General features: G+C 69.6%; 14 protein-coding genes. 10 read left to right on the plus strand and 4 right to left on the minus strand.

Annotation, left to right across the window (positions count from 1 at the left end; genetic code table 11):
- Positions 1-238: 238 nt before the first annotated feature.
- Complete coding sequence (locus ACGF0D_RS36285) at positions 239-1093, minus strand: IclR family transcriptional regulator C-terminal domain-containing protein (RefSeq protein WP_392923706.1); 855 nt, start codon at positions 1091-1093, stop codon at positions 239-241.
- 106 nt (positions 1094-1199) lie between these two features.
- On the minus strand, positions 1200-2147 hold the full coding sequence (locus tag ACGF0D_RS36290; RefSeq protein ID WP_392923709.1) for a zinc-binding alcohol dehydrogenase family protein: 948 nt from the start codon (positions 2145-2147) through the stop codon (positions 1200-1202).
- Between the two features lie 855 nt (positions 2148-3002).
- Between ACGF0D_RS36290 and ACGF0D_RS36295 the strand changes: the two genes are divergently transcribed.
- From ACGF0D_RS36295 to ACGF0D_RS36335, 9 genes are all read left to right on the plus strand, one after another.
- Positions 3003-3326, plus strand: coding sequence for a transcriptional regulator (locus tag ACGF0D_RS36295; protein WP_392923711.1), 324 nt, complete (start codon positions 3003-3005; stop codon positions 3324-3326).
- A 1-nt stretch (position 3327) separates the two neighbouring features.
- Entirely contained in the window at positions 3328-4377 is a 1050-nt protein-coding gene (locus tag ACGF0D_RS36300) for a hypothetical protein (RefSeq protein ID WP_392923713.1), read from the plus strand.
- Positions 4377-5084 carry an ATP-binding protein gene (locus ACGF0D_RS36305; RefSeq protein WP_392923716.1) on the plus strand — a complete coding sequence of 236 codons (708 nt, stop codon included), beginning with the start codon at positions 4377-4379 and terminating at the stop codon, positions 5082-5084. Before ACGF0D_RS36300 ends, ACGF0D_RS36305 begins: the two co-directional genes overlap by 1 nt.
- Before the next feature lie 110 nt (positions 5085-5194).
- Positions 5195-5767: a WhiB family transcriptional regulator gene (locus ACGF0D_RS36310; protein ID WP_392923719.1), complete on the plus strand. Its 573-nt coding sequence runs from the start codon at positions 5195-5197 to the stop codon at positions 5765-5767.
- On the plus strand, positions 5764-6807 hold the full coding sequence (locus ACGF0D_RS36315; protein ID WP_392923722.1) for a DUF2637 domain-containing protein: 1044 nt from the start codon (positions 5764-5766) through the stop codon (positions 6805-6807). The genes ACGF0D_RS36310 and ACGF0D_RS36315 overlap by 4 nt, the downstream gene beginning before the upstream one ends.
- 84 nt (positions 6808-6891) lie before the next feature.
- Positions 6892-7116: a hypothetical protein gene (locus ACGF0D_RS36320; protein WP_392923725.1), complete on the plus strand. Its 225-nt coding sequence runs from the start codon at positions 6892-6894 to the stop codon at positions 7114-7116.
- Between the two features lie 179 nt (positions 7117-7295).
- Positions 7296-7730 carry a MobC family plasmid mobilization relaxosome protein gene (locus ACGF0D_RS36325; RefSeq protein WP_392923728.1) on the plus strand — a complete coding sequence of 145 codons (435 nt, stop codon included), beginning with the start codon at positions 7296-7298 and terminating at the stop codon, positions 7728-7730.
- Complete coding sequence (locus ACGF0D_RS36330; RefSeq protein ID WP_392923730.1) at positions 7727-9454, plus strand: relaxase/mobilization nuclease domain-containing protein; 1728 nt, start codon at positions 7727-7729, stop codon at positions 9452-9454. Before ACGF0D_RS36325 ends, ACGF0D_RS36330 begins: the two co-directional genes overlap by 4 nt.
- 115 nt (positions 9455-9569) lie before the next feature.
- The gene (locus ACGF0D_RS36335) at positions 9570-9968 is read left to right on the plus strand and encodes a hypothetical protein (RefSeq protein ID WP_392923733.1); all 399 of its coding nucleotides are present in this window, start codon (positions 9570-9572) and stop codon (positions 9966-9968) included.
- A 138-nt stretch (positions 9969-10106) separates the two neighbouring features.
- On the opposite strand, the gene ACGF0D_RS36340 is transcribed toward ACGF0D_RS36335, so the two are convergent.
- On the minus strand, positions 10107-11321 hold the full coding sequence (locus ACGF0D_RS36340) for an ankyrin repeat domain-containing protein (RefSeq protein ID WP_392923736.1): 1215 nt from the start codon (positions 11319-11321) through the stop codon (positions 10107-10109).
- 479 nt (positions 11322-11800) lie between these two features.
- On the opposite strand from ACGF0D_RS36340, the gene ACGF0D_RS36345 reads away from it, so the two are divergent.
- Complete coding sequence (locus ACGF0D_RS36345; RefSeq protein WP_392923739.1) at positions 11801-12811, plus strand: DUF4365 domain-containing protein; 1011 nt, start codon at positions 11801-11803, stop codon at positions 12809-12811.
- 354 nt (positions 12812-13165) lie between these two features.
- On the opposite strand, the gene ACGF0D_RS36350 is transcribed toward ACGF0D_RS36345, so the two are convergent.
- Positions 13166-14257: an ATP-binding protein gene (locus ACGF0D_RS36350; RefSeq protein ID WP_392923742.1), complete on the minus strand. Its 1092-nt coding sequence runs from the start codon at positions 14255-14257 to the stop codon at positions 13166-13168.
- Positions 14258-14408: the final 151 nt, after the last annotated feature.

The raw sequence follows: 14408 nt of genomic DNA on the forward strand, positions 1-14408 counted from the left end.
GGCGGGGGGGGGGGGGGGGGGGGGGGGGGGGGGGGGGGGGGGGCCGCGGGGGGGGGGGGGGGGGGGGGGGGGGGGGGGGGTGTGGGGGTGGGGGGGGGGGGGGGGGGGGGGTCGGGCTCTGTAGATGGGGGGGGGGGGGGGGGGGGGCGGGCCCCGGGGGGTTCTGGGGGGGGGGGGGGGGGGGGCCCCCCGGGTGGGGGGGGGGGGGCCCCCACGCAGCTGGTCCGGCTGCCGTGGGTCACATCGCGGCCGCGAGCGGGCTCGTGGTCAGCTCGCTGATGCTCTCGGCCGCCTTGCGGGTGTGGTAGATCAGCGGGCGGAGGTCGGCGGGCATTTCGGTGGTTCTGCGGAGCAGGAGGACGGCGCCCATGATGGAGTCGTGCCACAGGACCGGTGCGGCGACGGAGTCCCAGCCGGGCATGCACTCCTGGCGGCCGACGCCGAAGCCGAGCCGGCGGATCTCGTCCAGGGACGCGGCGAGGGTGTCGTTGTCGCGGATCACGCCGGGGCCGGCGGTGGGCGGGACCTCTTCGGCGAGGACGAGGTCCTGGATGCTCTGGGGGAGGTACGCGAGGATGACGCGTCCGGAGGCGCCGGTGCGCAGGGAGCGGGAGACGGAGATGACGTCCTCGGCGGACATGCCGACCTCGGCGGGGTCCAGGTCGCCGATGGCGTAGTCGGTGCACAGCCGCTTGGCGCCGCCGAAGGGGGAGAGGACGTAGAGCAGGGCGAGGCCGCCGGTGGTGGCGTGGAGGTGTTCGAGGATCGTGTGGGTCGAGGCGGCGCTGGGGGAGTGGGCCATGGCCTGGACGCCGGCGCGGGCGGTGGCGGTGCCGAGGCGGTAGCGGCCCCGGCCGACCTGTTCGAAGGTGCCGTCGGTGACGCCGGTCTTCAGGATGCGGTGGGTGGTGGCGTCGTCGAGTCCGGCGGCGCCCGCGATGGCGCGCAGGGAGTGGACCTCGCCGGGGAGTTGGGTAAACGCGGCCTGGACGGCGAAGGCGCGGGCTGCGAGCGAGGACGGCGGCTTGCTCGGAGACTTGTCCTGCCGCTGAGCGGGCACGGCGTCGGACGGGGTGGTGCTGGTGAGGGACATGGATGGCTTCCGGAGGGTCGTCGCGTCGTCCGGCGACGGCGCGATGGGGGAGTGCCGGGGTAGCCCGCCGGGTGCGGGAGTTCGGGCAGCTCGACGGGCCGAGCGGTCAGCGGTCGAGGTCTAGAACGACCTTGCCGCTGGTGAGGCGGGCGGCGAGGTCGTGGTGGGCCTGGCGGGCCTGGCCGAGCTTGTAGACCGGGCCGTTGAGCGGCTTGAGCCAGCCGTCGGCGACCGCCGCGAACAGCGCGGACATCGAGTCGTTGAGGTGGGTGCGGGAGGGGTAGAGGTTCGGGAGCCAGAAGCCGCTGACGGCCTTGGAGCCGGCCAGCAGGCTGGTGATCGGCACGAGCCCCTCCGCGCCGGTGACGGCGCCGAACACCGCGAGGCGCCCGCGGGGGGTGAGGGCGGCGAGGGTGGCGTGGAAGACGTCGCCGCCGGTCATCTCCATGGCGGCCGACACGGGACCGCCGGCGGCCTCCAGGATCCGGTCGGTGAGGCCCTCGGGGCTGGAGGAGTCGACGACGGCGTCCGCGCCCAGAGCGGTGGCGGTGCGGCGCTTTTTCTCGCTGGAGGCCATGGCGATGACCTTCGCACCCGCGTGCTTCGCGAGCTGGACGGCGAGCGAGCCGACCCCGCCGGCCGCGGCCGGGACGAGCACGGTGTCGTCGGCGGTGACCCGCAGGTCAGTGAAGAGCAGGTGCCACGCGGTGTTGCCCTGAAGGGTGAGGGCGATGGCGTCGTGGTCGGCGATGCCGTCCGGGACCTCGAAGGCGAGCTTGCGGTGGACGACGGCGGTCTCGGCGTAGCCGCCGCCGCGGCTGAGCGCGATGTAGCGGCGCCCGTCCTCGGCTGTGCCGAGGACCTCGTTGCCCGGGATGAACGGGGTGGGCATGGGGGCGGGGTACGAGCCTTCGCGCAGGTGGATGTCGGCGTAGTTCACGCCGGCCAGCCGGGTGCGGAGACGAAGGTGGCCGGGGCGGAGCTCCGGCTCGGGCATCTCGGTCGGCTCCAGAACTTCCGGGCCGCCGAACTCCCGCACAGCTATTGCGCGCATGTTGTTCATACCTAAATATTGCACGGTGGATTCTCGCTGAAGCGCCCATCGGTGGTGCGCTCGGACAGCGAATATACCTGGCGTAGAAATGCAGAATCCGCTGCGCATATAGGGGAGGCGCGCACAAGGACGTGGCGAGTGGTATTCGTCACGTGACGCTCCGTGGCCGAATCCGAGTGGTTGCTCACTGTGAGAATGCAAGGTGGAGGCTTTGCTGTCGCTCACCGCTCCGCTTGCGGAGCGTTGCCGGGACGCCTGGTGGAGATCATTTCTCAGTCTCCGAAAATACCCTGGTCCTACTCGCGTAGATCCCCTTGATTTCTTGACCGTATCCGGGTCGCTACTTAATGTCTTCCCTGCGGCAAGGGCTTGCCGCGCATTATTGATGGGGAATCATGTTATGAGGCTTCAGCTGAATCCGGGCTCGGTCGCCACCTGCGCAGCCCATCGTCCTGAGATCTCGCGAATCGGGCGGAATCACCGCGAGTGAGAATGCCTGCGGCCTGGCGGCCACAGATGGTGACCGCGAGCCGGGAGGCCTACGAGAACGACACCGGCCGGTGGCCACAGGCCGTGACACAGAACTGTGTACGCCGCCGACGAGGCCGCACGGACAACACGCTGGATCTGTCGGGCGCGCTGCCCCTATGGTGCTGCTCCCGCCGCAAGCAGGCCGGCGGACCGGGACGCGAGCAACCGGCTCAGCGCCCCCTGAAATGAGACCGGCGTCCTGGAGCTACCAACTCCTGGACGCCGGGCCCGACGCCCCAAGAGGCGCCGATTCACTACCACGTGCACGCGGGACTTCTTCGCACGAGACCGCCGCGCACGTTCCTACGAAGCACGGAGTATCGCATGCCCGCCATACCCAGCGGAACCCCGACCTGCCCGGCCCCGGACACCCGGCCACGCCTGGCGGCCAAGCTTACCGACATGATCCCGGGCGCCGCCAAGGTCGCCGTCGGCTTCACGGACCCGGTGACGCAGTGGCCCCACGCGTACGCCCGCGCCGCCGACGCCGCAGGCCGCCCGGTCCGGCTGAGCCCCGTCGCCCGGCGGGTCGTCGCACGCTGGGTCGTCCGCGCCTACCCGGACGCCGACTGGACGCGTCTGTACATCCTGGACCTCACCACCGGGCAGCTCACCGCCGCCGACCGCACGCCGGTCCGGGGCCGCTGACATGGCGCGAATACGCTCCATCAAGCCGGAGACCTGGGTGAGCGAGACGCTCGCCGAGGTGTCCATCTCCGCGGTGCTCACCTTCCTCGGCATGACCAACCATGCCGACGACCACGGCAGACACCGTGACAACGCGGCGGTGGTGTACGGCCTCATCTGGCCGCTGCGCGACGAGGTGAGCCGCGCGGACGTCGAGGAGCACCTCCGGCAGCTCGCCGACGCCGACGCCATCTGCCGGTACACCGGCTGCGACGGCCGCCGGTACTTCCACTACCCGACCTGGCGCAACCACCAGAAGATCGACAAGCCCAGCCTGTCCCGGCTGCCCGCGTGCCCGCACTGCGAGCCGGAGCGGTGCGGCGTCTGCAAGGGCCCCTGCATCCAGCGGGCTGCCCTCGCCGATGCCCCGGGAACAGCTGCCGAGGGTGTCGCGAACGCTCCCCGAGGGTTCGCCGAAACCTCGGCGAACACTCCGGCAGCCCTCCAGCAGCCGCAGGAGCCCCTCCTGGTGTCTCCCGCCCAAACGGCTCCTGACACAGCCGAAGCGGTGAACCCGAGGGTCGACGCCGAGCACGTGCCGGTCCCGACCCCCAGGAAAACCGCAGGTCAGGCGGCATTCGGCGAAGCCTCCCCGAAGGCTCGCCGAACCCTCCCGGAGTCCTCGGCGCCTGGATCTAGGATCTTGGATCCTGGATCTTCTTTCCCTACGGGGCGCCAGGCGCCCGACGCGGACACCGTCTCGGCCGGTCAGCTGATCGGCGAGTACGTCGCCGCCTGCGCCGAGCGCCCGCCGGGCAACGTGCTCGGCCACCTCGGCAAGGTCGTCAAGACCCTGCTGGACGAAGGCATCGCCGCTGACCACGTCCGCGCCGGGCTGCGGCGGTTCGCCGAGATCCAGGGCCACCCGTCCCGGCTGCCGAGCCTGGTCAATGACGCCATGAACGCACGAGGCGCCGGTTTGGCCCGGCCGGGATTCCGCCCTAACGTGCCCGCCCACCAGGCGTGGACCAACCCGGTCGACGCCGTCGCCGCCTACGCCGAGGAGCTGTGATGCGTACCCACCGCGACCCGCAGACCCTCGCCGACGCCCCCTCGGTGCTCGACCGGATGGCCCGGATCCTCGCCGCCCGGGGCATCGACCGGGCCACGGTCGACGCCCTCCCGGACGAGCCCGAGCCGTTCTCGCCGGAGGACGCGTTGTCCGCCGGGATGCCACCGCGCTACCGCTCCGCCGTCGCCGACCACCCGCTGGTCCTCGCCTGGACCCGGCAGGTCGCCGCCCAGGCCGCCGCCCCCAGCACCGGAGCACGCCGCCAGGTCACCACCGGCCCCAGCCTGCTGATGGCCGGGGTGACCGGTGCGGGCAAGACCCACCAGGCGTACGGCGCGGTCCGAGTGCTGGTGCAGGCCGGCATCGGCGTGCGTTGGCGCGCCACCACCGCGGCCGACCTCTATGCCGAACTCCGTCCCAGCTCGGACACCGACACCGAGCGGGTCCTCAGCGCCTACAGCCGGGTGCCGCTGCTGATCCTCGACGACCTCGGTGCGGCCAAGACGTCCGAGTTCGTCGAAGAGCAGACGTACCGGCTCGTCAATCGCCGGTACAACGCCATGCTCCCGACCCTGATCACCACCAACCTGCGGATCAGCGACCTCAAGGCGCACCTCGGCGACCGTGTCACCTCCCGGCTCGCCGAGATGACCACCCGGGTCGAGTTCGAACCGGTCGACCGCAGACGCCTCCAGCGCGCCGCCTGAGCCGCCGCTACGCCCGGCCGCCCCACAGCGAGCCACCCGACTTCACCGACCCAGCGCACCTCTCCGCCGACGCCGACCCAGCGCGCGGAGAGCGATCGGAGCAACCCCGCATGACCACCACTACCAGCCCTGCCCGCCACCGCGCCCTCGGCGACCACACCTGGCAGGACCAGGCCGCCTGCACCCCGACCGAGTACAACCCCGTCGACCCCGAGACCTTCTTCCCCGGGCCGGAAGACGCCGACAGGATCGCCACCGCCAAGGCTCTGTGCGCCCAGTGCCCCGTCGCCCGCGCCTGCCTGGACACCGCCCTCGAAACCGGCGACACCCACGGCATCCGCGGCGGCCTCACCGAGGAGGAACGCGAACCCCTGCACGCCAGGATCAACGACCGCCTCGACTACAGCCGCGTCAACGACACCCTCGCCGGACGCGACATCCACCTCACCCGCGCCGAACGCCGCGCTGTCGTCCTCGCCGGATACCGCCAGGACGTCCCGGTCGAACGCCTCGCCTGGCTCCTCAAGATCACCGACGAGCACGCCCTCAAGCTCTACCGCGAAACCCGCCGAGCCATCCGCCACCGCCAGATCGCCGAAGAGGCCGCCCGCACGGCCACGACCGACCACAGCGCCACCAACACCGACCAGCTGACCCGCGACGCCTTCGGGACGGCCGCATGAGCACCACCACCGCGACCACCCCGACCAGCGCCCACATCACCGGCTGGGACCGCACGGTCGTCATCGCCCTCGGCGCCGCCGGCTGCGCGCTCTCCTACGACGCGCTCCAGCAGATGGCCATCGCCATCCACGTCCGAGGCCTCCTCACCTACCTCTTCCCGATCATCGTCGACGGCTTCATCGCCTACGGGGTACGCGCCCTGCTGGTCCTGCGCGACGCACCGCTGAGGGCCCGCGCCTACGTGTGGACGCTCTTCGGCGCGGCCACCGGGACGAGCCTGTGGGCCAACGCCCTGCACGCCGTGCGGCTCAACGATCTGCACACCGCAACCGGTGGACTGCGGCTGGGCGACACGGTGGTCGCAGTGTTGTCCACCATCGCCCCGCTCGCCCTGGCCGGCGCCGTCCACCTCTACATCCTCATCGCCCGCGGACCGGTCGACCCAGGTGACCGGAACGGTCACAGTGATCGACCGGCCGAGGCGGACCGGGGCCAAGTCACCCCTGACCTCGGCCAGGTCACTGCTGAACAGGCAGGGCTGACCGAGCGGCCAGTGGCGCGGACCGCCGGTCAGGACAGCGCCGGTCACCCCGCCTCCGATCAGCCGGTCAGCCGTCCGGTCACCGCACCGACGCCGCAGCCGCAGCTGACCCCGGTGAGCACGGTCAGCCTGACCAAGCCCGCTGACCTGGGCGGTCACCCGGACATCGACCGGCCGGTCACTGACCGACCGGCGGACAAGCCACCGGTCACCGCCAGGCTGGTCGCCCGCACCGAGGGCACCGGTCAGCTGGTCACCACCCCGCCCGCCGACCCGCCGGTCACTGACCGGGACGGTGACCGCCGCCCCGACCTGGACACCGAGGACCTGCTGGTCATCGCACGGCAGGCGGTCAGGGAGGAGGACAAGCTGACCCGCAAGGTGGTCGCCCAGGCGATCCGCGGTCAGCAGATACCGCTGTCCAGCGACACCCTGACCCGGTTGATGGCCCAGCTCCGCGAACAGCACGGTCAGTCGGCCACCGCCGACCGGAACTGACCCGCCCCCGACCGCCGGGGCGACCGACCAGGCCACCCCGGCGACCACCTGACCCGCACCACCGCCGAACGGGAGCACCCCACCATGCGCACCACCCCCGCCACCTGGGCCGAGGCGGACTCCTGGCTCGCCGTCCTCACACAGCGCGGCCACCTCCACCGCGTCGAAACCGGCCCGGACGGAGCCCGCAGCGTCCAGCGCGGCCGGCACTCCCGCCCCTGGACCCTCCACCACCCCGTCCTCGCCCTCGACTTCGTCGAGAAGCTCCTCCTCGATCTCCGCCAGCGCGACACCGAGGCCAGCCGGTGACCGCCTCCGACTTGGGCGGCACCACGCAGGGATCGGAGCGTGACCGTGATCAGGCTCCTGGCGGAGCAAGTTGTGGGGTAAGGAGTCCTTACCCCGCCTCCGCCCCGAAGGGGGCGCAGGCTCCGCGGTCGGCGGCAGACCCAGGGGGGCCTGCCGCCGACCGCGGAGTCGGCCCAGGGGTGCCGGCCAAGGGGGAGAAGCAGCAGAACCGGCCGCCCGCCGAAGCCGCCCGCGCCGCGAGCCGCCGCCGCTTGCGCCAGCCCGTCCCGCGCACCAACCGCGTCTGCCCCCGCTTCAGCGACCCCGAGTGGTCCCTCCTCCAACACGCCGCCGAGCAGGCCGGCCTGACCCCCGGCGGCTACACCGCTGCCGCAGCCCTCGCCGCTGCCGCCAGCACCGACCCGACCGCCGCCGTCGCCGACTACCGCCGTGGCATCCAGGAACTTATGGAGTCCAACCGCCAGCTCGGCGCCGTCGGCAACAACCTCAACCAGGTCGCCCACTTCCTCAACGTCGGCGGCCAGCCGGCCACCGACCTCCGCCACCTCCTGGAGCGGATCGAAGCCTCCATCGGTGCGGTCGACGAAGCCGTCGCCTGGATGGTCCGCCGGTGATCCCCAAGATCCGCACCGGCACCGGCGGAACCTACGGCCTCATCCGCTATCTCTACGGACCCGGCAAGCGCGACGAACACACCGACCAGCACCTCGTGGCGAGTTGGAACAACTTCGCCCCCGACCCCGGCCGCAACCCCCACCACACCATCCCCCAGCTCGCCGCCCAACTCGACCAGCCCGTCGAGGCCATCGGCGACCGCGCCCCCGCCACCACTATCTGGCACTGCTCGGTGCGCGCCGACCCCGGTGACCGCCACCTCGACGACAACGACTGGGCGAACATCGCCCGCCGCATCGTCCACGCCACCGGCATCGCCCCCGACGGCGACACCACCGCCTGCCGCTGGGTCGCCGTCCGCCACGCGCCCGACCACATCCACATCGCCGCCACTCTCGTCCGCCAGGACGGCCGCGTCGCCAGTCTCAGCTTCGACCGCCGCAAGGCCCAGGCCGAAGCCCGCCTCATCGAGAAGGAGTACGGCCTGCGCCGGCTCACCCCCGGCGACGGAACCGCCGCCAAGACACCCACCAGCCAGGAACGCTTCAAGGCCGAACGCAACGGCCGCACCGACACTCCACGCGAGACCCTGCGCGAAGCCGTCCGCCAGGCCGTCGCCGGAGCCGCCACCGAGCAGGAGTTCTTCACCCGCCTGCGCGAAGCAGGCCTTCGCGTGAAGCTCCGCCACGCCCCCTCCGGCGACGTCCTCGGCTACAACGTCGCCCTGCCCGGCGACCGCAACCGCGCCAGCGAGTCCGTCTGGTTCGCCGGCAGCACCCTCGCCCCCGACCTCTCCCTCCCGCGGATCCGCCGCCGCCTCGATGACGGTCCCACCACCGACGCCACCTCGGTGCCAGGCAACCGGTCTACACCCGCACGCCACCGCCGGAACGCCGCCCACGTCGCCGAGCGTGCCGCCGAACTCCTCGACCAGGACGACGACGAAGCCGCCGCCCAGCTCGTCGGCGCCGGCGAACTCCTCGACGCCCTCGCCCAGACCTCCCCGGCCGTCACCCGCACCGAACTCCGAGAAGCCGCCCGCGCCTTCGAACGCGCCACCCGCAGTCACATCCGTGGCGAGAACGCCGACATCCGAGCCCTGCGCTCCGCCGCCCGCGGAATCGTTCAGGCCGGCGGTGCACTTGGCCGAGGTGAAGACGGCGGCGCCACCGCCATGGTCCTGTCCACCCTCGTCCTCGTCGCCCTGGCCGCCGCCCGCTGGCACTCCGCCCGCGGCCACGCCCAGCAGGCCGCCGCCTCGCGCCAGGCCGCCGACCATCTACGGGCCGCCTACCGGCAGGCCGCGGCCACCCCAATGCGCACCATGCGCGAGCACGGCCGCGCCCTCCCGGAGAGCGAGCGCCGCCGCCACGACACCACCATCCGCTCCGTCCTCGACGACGCCGGCACCCCGACGGGCCCGGGCCGCGCGCATGACGCCCTGGCCGCCGTCCTTGCGGAAGCCGAGCAGGCCGGCCACGACCCCAAAGCCCTCCTGGAGAAGGCCATCGAGCGCCGGGAGCTGGAAACCGCCCGCAACACCACCGACGTCCTCGTCTGGCGCCTCCGCCGCCTCGCCGACCTCCCCTCCCATCCCGAACACCCTCGAACCCGCATGGCCGCCGGCACCCGGTCCCGGACCGGGTCGGCACAGCCTCACACCACCGCAATGGCACCGTCCCACCTTGCGACCGACCCGCGCCGCCCGGCGTCACGCCGCTGAACCGACACACCGCCGGCCTCTACGGCGGGCCCGCCACGTGACGCTGCCGAAACCCCTCGACACCCGGTTCCACCAGGTGTTACGCAAGTACCCGAGCACTGCGAACGGAGAGCCCGTGACCAGAACCGCCGAGCACACCATCACCGCCCCGACCCCGATCACCACGCCGGCCTCGGCCGCCTCCGACCCGCTCCTGCAGCTGGAGTACGACAGCCAGCCGTCGAGCGGCCCCGACGCGCTGCGCCTCGTGAAGTGCCCCACCGGGCTGGCGCTCCGCGGGATGCCCGTCATCTGCCCGAAGTGTGGAGCACGCCGGGACTGGCTGCTGATCAACTACCGCCGTCACGTCTGGATCGGCTGCCGCTGTGGGGAAGAGTGGCTGGAGCCCGAGATCACCCGCCGGGACTTCGACACGATGATCGCCGACCCGACCTGGACGCGCTACCGCACCCTCGACGAGGCCCGAGCTGTCCTGGGCTTCGACGGGCTCTTCGCCGGGCTCTACCTGGAGTAACGGGTGATGCTGCATTGGATGGTGCCAACGGGCAGCTGTGACTGAGCGCTTCAGCTGGCGGATGAGTACTTGAGGTGGCGGGTGAGCAGTCCGATTCGTGCAGTGGGGTGCTCGCCCGACGACTGTTGCTCCTCGGCTTCAGCCGTGACGGTGTCGGGACACGTCGTGGAGCAGCCAGTAGTAGGGGGACTTTTCGTCGGTGGGACAGAGGCTGTCGAGGATCTCGTCGCCTCGTGAGTCGTCCCGTAGCGCGAGCCGTACAGCTGCCTCCACGCGCACGTCCTCGTGTGGATCAGTGAGGCAGGTGGCGAGTGAGTCCGTGGCGCCCTGGTCGTGAATGGGTGCGGCGGCGAGCACTCGGCATGCCTGTCTGCGTACTGCCGCGTCGTCGTCCTCCGTGCGCTCCACGACTGCGGAGAGGGCCTCGCGGTCACCCCGTTCGATCGGGCGGTGCAGCCCCGCGAGCGCCGCTTGCCGGATTTTGCTGTCGATGTGATGGGTGAGCGCGGTGAGCGGTTCTTCGCGACGCGGGTCCTGGGCATCGGCCAAGCCGGCGGTGAGCGGCCAGGCAACGCGGGGGTCCGGCTCGCTCGCCACCCAGGGCAGGAAGATGTCGACGAGCGGTCCGTCGAACGGCGCGTCGTCGCTCTCGTCGAAGAGGTTGATCAGGCGGAGGACCTCCGCGCCGAAGTAGCGCTCCAACGGGTCGGGCCGATCGCGCAAGGCAGCGGCTGCCTCCCAGACCGCAAGGCTACGGCGCTCCGCGAGCGTAAAGGTGGTTTCCCACCAGACCACGTGGTCGACGTCGGGCTCGGCCAGCGCACGGGAGAGCAGCTCGTCGAAGGACGTTGCGATGCCGTACGACTTCTCCAGGTTGGTGAGTATCGCCGCGTGTCCGGTTCTGATGGTCAGGTTGCCCAGTGACAGTTGCTCGCAGTTCCCGGAATCGGATGAGACGGTTCTGCGATCGACTGGCCCCTGTCGGCCGCTTTTGCGGCGTAGCTCGGCCACGAGGTCTGTCTCATGCCAGTGTCGTGCCAGGGTCAGGGCGTTGCGTCCTTCGGCGTTCGTGATCCACATGTGGGCGCCGCGGCCGATGAGCAGGTTGGTGATGTCGTGGGCGCCGAGCTCGATCGCGCGAAGCAGCGGGGTACGGCCGAGCGCGTCGGCCTGGTCCGGACGCGCGGATGCCCACAGGAGGGTTTCCACCATCGGGAGATCGAAGGCGTCCACTGCCAGGCACAGGACAGGGGTGCCGTGTTCATCGGCAGTGTCGGGGTCGGCTCCTGCCTGCAGCAATGCGTCCACCACCTGCGCGTCCCCGCTCTGTACCGCGGCTATGAATGGTTCCACCGTCGTGCCTTTCGTACCCGCTCGGTTGGCCCGTCGTAGAGCAGGACAGGTCCGAGGAAGCCTAGCCGCCCTGCAATGTGGTCAGGTTGTCGTCATCGCCGAGCAAGGAGACCTATCGACGATCCTGAGCGCTGCTCTTGGCGAGTTGGCGGGATGAGCGCGTCGATGGCGATGGCGAGTTGGTCGGCATACCCTGCCCAGCCAACGCTCAACTCGCCATGTGAAGCGCTCAGTCACAGCAGCACCAGGATGACGATCACGATGACCAACGTTCACAGCGTCTCGCCATGAACGCCGCCGAGGGGGTGTGGACGGCGGGCCGCGGTGGTCAACTCCGAGGAACTGGCCGAGCTGCCCTGATCACTCACCGGTGTAGGCGCTATCTGGACGAGGCCCTGAGCTTCCCGCTCGCGTGATCACCTGGCCACTGTCGGTGGCGGCCGCTATCGTCCGTCTGGCCGAGAGCAAGGAGAAAGGCCGTGGCAAAGGTTCGTCCCAGCCGTCGCATCGAACGGGCGGGCGTCAACGCTGTCCGTACGTTGCTAGAAGACCACGAGCACATCGTCCAGGAGATCGACGGCGGCAACGACCATGGCGAAGACCTCATGATCAACACGACGCGTGCTGGCCGGCGGACCGGCCACTACTTTGCCGTGCAGGTGAAGAGCGGCAAGAAGTACAAGCGCGCCCATGGCTACGCCATCCCCGTCGAAGACCACTTCGAGGACTGGCGGCAGAGCCGGATTCCGGTGATGGGATTCGTCTACGACCCAGATATGGACGCAATCTTCTGGGTCAACCTCACCAAGGAGTTACGGACCGTCACCGAGCCACCGTCGTGGGTCCAGATCCCGCTGAGCTCGAAGCTGTCCCACGGCACGATCCGCGGCTTCATCGCCGAAGTCGAGGCGTATGTCGACAGCGCCGGGATGCGGGTGCGCAGCTCAACCCAAGAGGAGGGCTTCGCCGGTGCGGCTCGTGCCCGCCGAGGCCTGAACCCGGCAACGGCGCCCAACCCCATGTATGAGGGACTCGGGGATTTTGCGCTGCGACACGAGCAGAAGATCGACACCGTGATGCGCGACATCAGGCGAGCACTTCCGCTGATGGTCCTCGCCGCGATCATGATCTGGGAGTGGCCGCACCAGATTAAGTTCGTCGAGATGAACTCCGGCATGAGCCCCATACTCTGGGTCGTCAATGTCTACATGTTTATCGCGTACGCGGCGCTGACCATCTACTTCGAGTTCCGCGCTGGCCGCTTCCCAAAGCAACTCGGCCAGTGGCTCTCCCTGTTCGCCACCAACTTTCTATGGGTCCCAGTCTTCGATCCGGGTGATGGCCACGGCTGGTGGGGCACCACGTGGATCGTGCTCGGCGTCTTTGCCCCGTCTATTGGTCACAAAGCCCTCTTGGTCTTCTTCATCGGCTACGCAAAGGAACGCAAGAGGCGGGCGCAGGAGTTGGCTGGGCATCAGGGCACAGGATGAACCGGGCAGCTCATATCGATCCACCCCGGACATAGGCCCTCGCCAAACCGTAGTGTCACGAGAGGCAGGTATGGGCCAGAAGATCATCCGGTTCTCGGAGCTGACCGGTACGTACGTGGAGAACGACGAAGACCTGGTGCGCATCGTGGTTCGCGCCGCCGCCCAACGGCGTCGACATCGATGCGCCGCGCCTCGGCTCGCAGCGCGTCTGAGTCGAGGCTTCCGAGCGTGCCATCGCAGGCGCGTAGGAGGTCAGTCCCAGGCCAAGGTCACATCTGTGATCTTGGGCTTTTTTCTATTGGGACACATCAGCGGTCGACCTGCCAGGGGACGGGTGGCTGAGAGGATGAGCTCTCACTCCCTGGGTAACTCGCCGCGCCGCAGCAGCGCCCGGCCGGCAGCCAGTGTGGCGTGGATCGCTGGGGCCGTGATGGGGATGGAGGATTCGCCACGACGCCTGACGATGCTGATGAAGGCGCCTTCGACTCGCCCGTCCACGATGGCGCCGTGCACGAGGAACGGCTTGAGTTCCTCTGGCTGTGGCGGGATGTGCAGGACCACCAGGCTGCCGCCGTCAGTCGGCACCAGCTCGATGTCGAGAAGGTCCGGCGGCGGGTAGAGGTGCTTCTCGATGGCGTCCTGGTACCGGCGCAGCGTCCGGCCATCCACCGGTACGGGGCAGATGCCGCTGATGACCTCCCCTCCCGGAATCCTCTTGCCGCGCATGCCGACCACCACAATGCCGCCGTGTTCAGCATTGGCGAACCGGGAAACGGCTTGAGCGATTGAGATCTTGCCGGGCTGTGACTGGAGGTTGTAGTGATCGGCCTTGACGTCGAGCCATGGCCCTTCCTCCTGGTCAATCAAAACGTTGGCATTGCCAGAGCGAAGCAGGTCGAGGGTCGTTTCCCTCGTCAACCTGCCACTCTCGAACGCGCGGATGAGTGTCAATGCTCCTTCGCCCACCCGGAGTATCTCTGAAGCATCCCTATTTCGAAGAGAGCACAAGATTTTGAGGTGCCACATCGATGGGTAGGCGTAGCGCGAATCCCATTTGACTCCGGTTAGGGACGCGCGATTCCGTTCTAGATACGGCTTGAGTATAGAAGAGAATGTCTCGTAGATCTCGTCTTCCTGGTCGAGCTCATATTTATCGCTCTCGTAGTCGATCGTCACTATGAGTTCGCCATTCGAAAGTCCCAGGTAAACTGGCTCGGTTGAAGAGTACTTCCAATCGAAATTGGCGTATTCGTCTCGCGTGATACTGACGGTGACGTCAGCACCCTTCACGGCTTGCTTCAGAGCGGCTTTTAGATCGGCTGGGCGCAAACCAGGAAGATCGTCAACGTGCAGCAGGAAGTGGTCATGGTCGGGGCCGTCGCGCTCGCCACCATCAGCCAGAACAAGGTAATGGCCATCCAACACGACGGACTTCGGTGCGCCCACTAAGCGATCCCCTCCCTGCTTGTACTGAGGAAGTATCGCAGGTAGGTCCGGCGGCCGACTACTGAAGTTGAATTCGTGATGTCGCTCGGATGGGTGAAGCGGTAGCGTTCGCCTGCCGTTGGAGGGTTGGTCCCGGTAGTCGTGTGCTGTG

This window comes from Kitasatospora sp. NPDC048298 (assembly GCF_043201465.1).
GTDB lineage: Bacteria > Actinomycetota > Actinomycetes > Streptomycetales > Streptomycetaceae > Kitasatospora.

Excerpts from the sequence above, each read along its gene's own strand:
- ACGF0D_RS36305 (WP_392923716.1), top strand. The coding sequence starts at position 4,377 with ATGCGTACCCACCGCGACCCGCAGACCCTCGCCGACGCCCCCTCGGTG.
- ACGF0D_RS36310 (WP_392923719.1), top strand. The coding sequence starts at position 5,195 with ATGACCACCACTACCAGCCCTGCCCGCCACCGCGCCCTCGGCGACCAC.
- ACGF0D_RS36295 (WP_392923711.1), top strand. The coding sequence starts at position 3,003 with ATGCCCGCCATACCCAGCGGAACCCCGACCTGCCCGGCCCCGGACACC.
- ACGF0D_RS36315 (WP_392923722.1), top strand. The coding sequence starts at position 5,764 with ATGAGCACCACCACCGCGACCACCCCGACCAGCGCCCACATCACCGGC.
- ACGF0D_RS36285 (WP_392923706.1), bottom strand. The coding sequence starts at position 1,093 with ATGTCCCTCACCAGCACCACCCCGTCCGACGCCGTGCCCGCTCAGCGG.
- ACGF0D_RS36320 (WP_392923725.1), top strand. The coding sequence starts at position 6,892 with ATGCGCACCACCCCCGCCACCTGGGCCGAGGCGGACTCCTGGCTCGCC.
- ACGF0D_RS36290 (WP_392923709.1), bottom strand. The coding sequence starts at position 2,147 with ATGCGCGCAATAGCTGTGCGGGAGTTCGGCGGCCCGGAAGTTCTGGAG.
- ACGF0D_RS36300 (WP_392923713.1), top strand. The coding sequence starts at position 3,328 with ATGGCGCGAATACGCTCCATCAAGCCGGAGACCTGGGTGAGCGAGACG.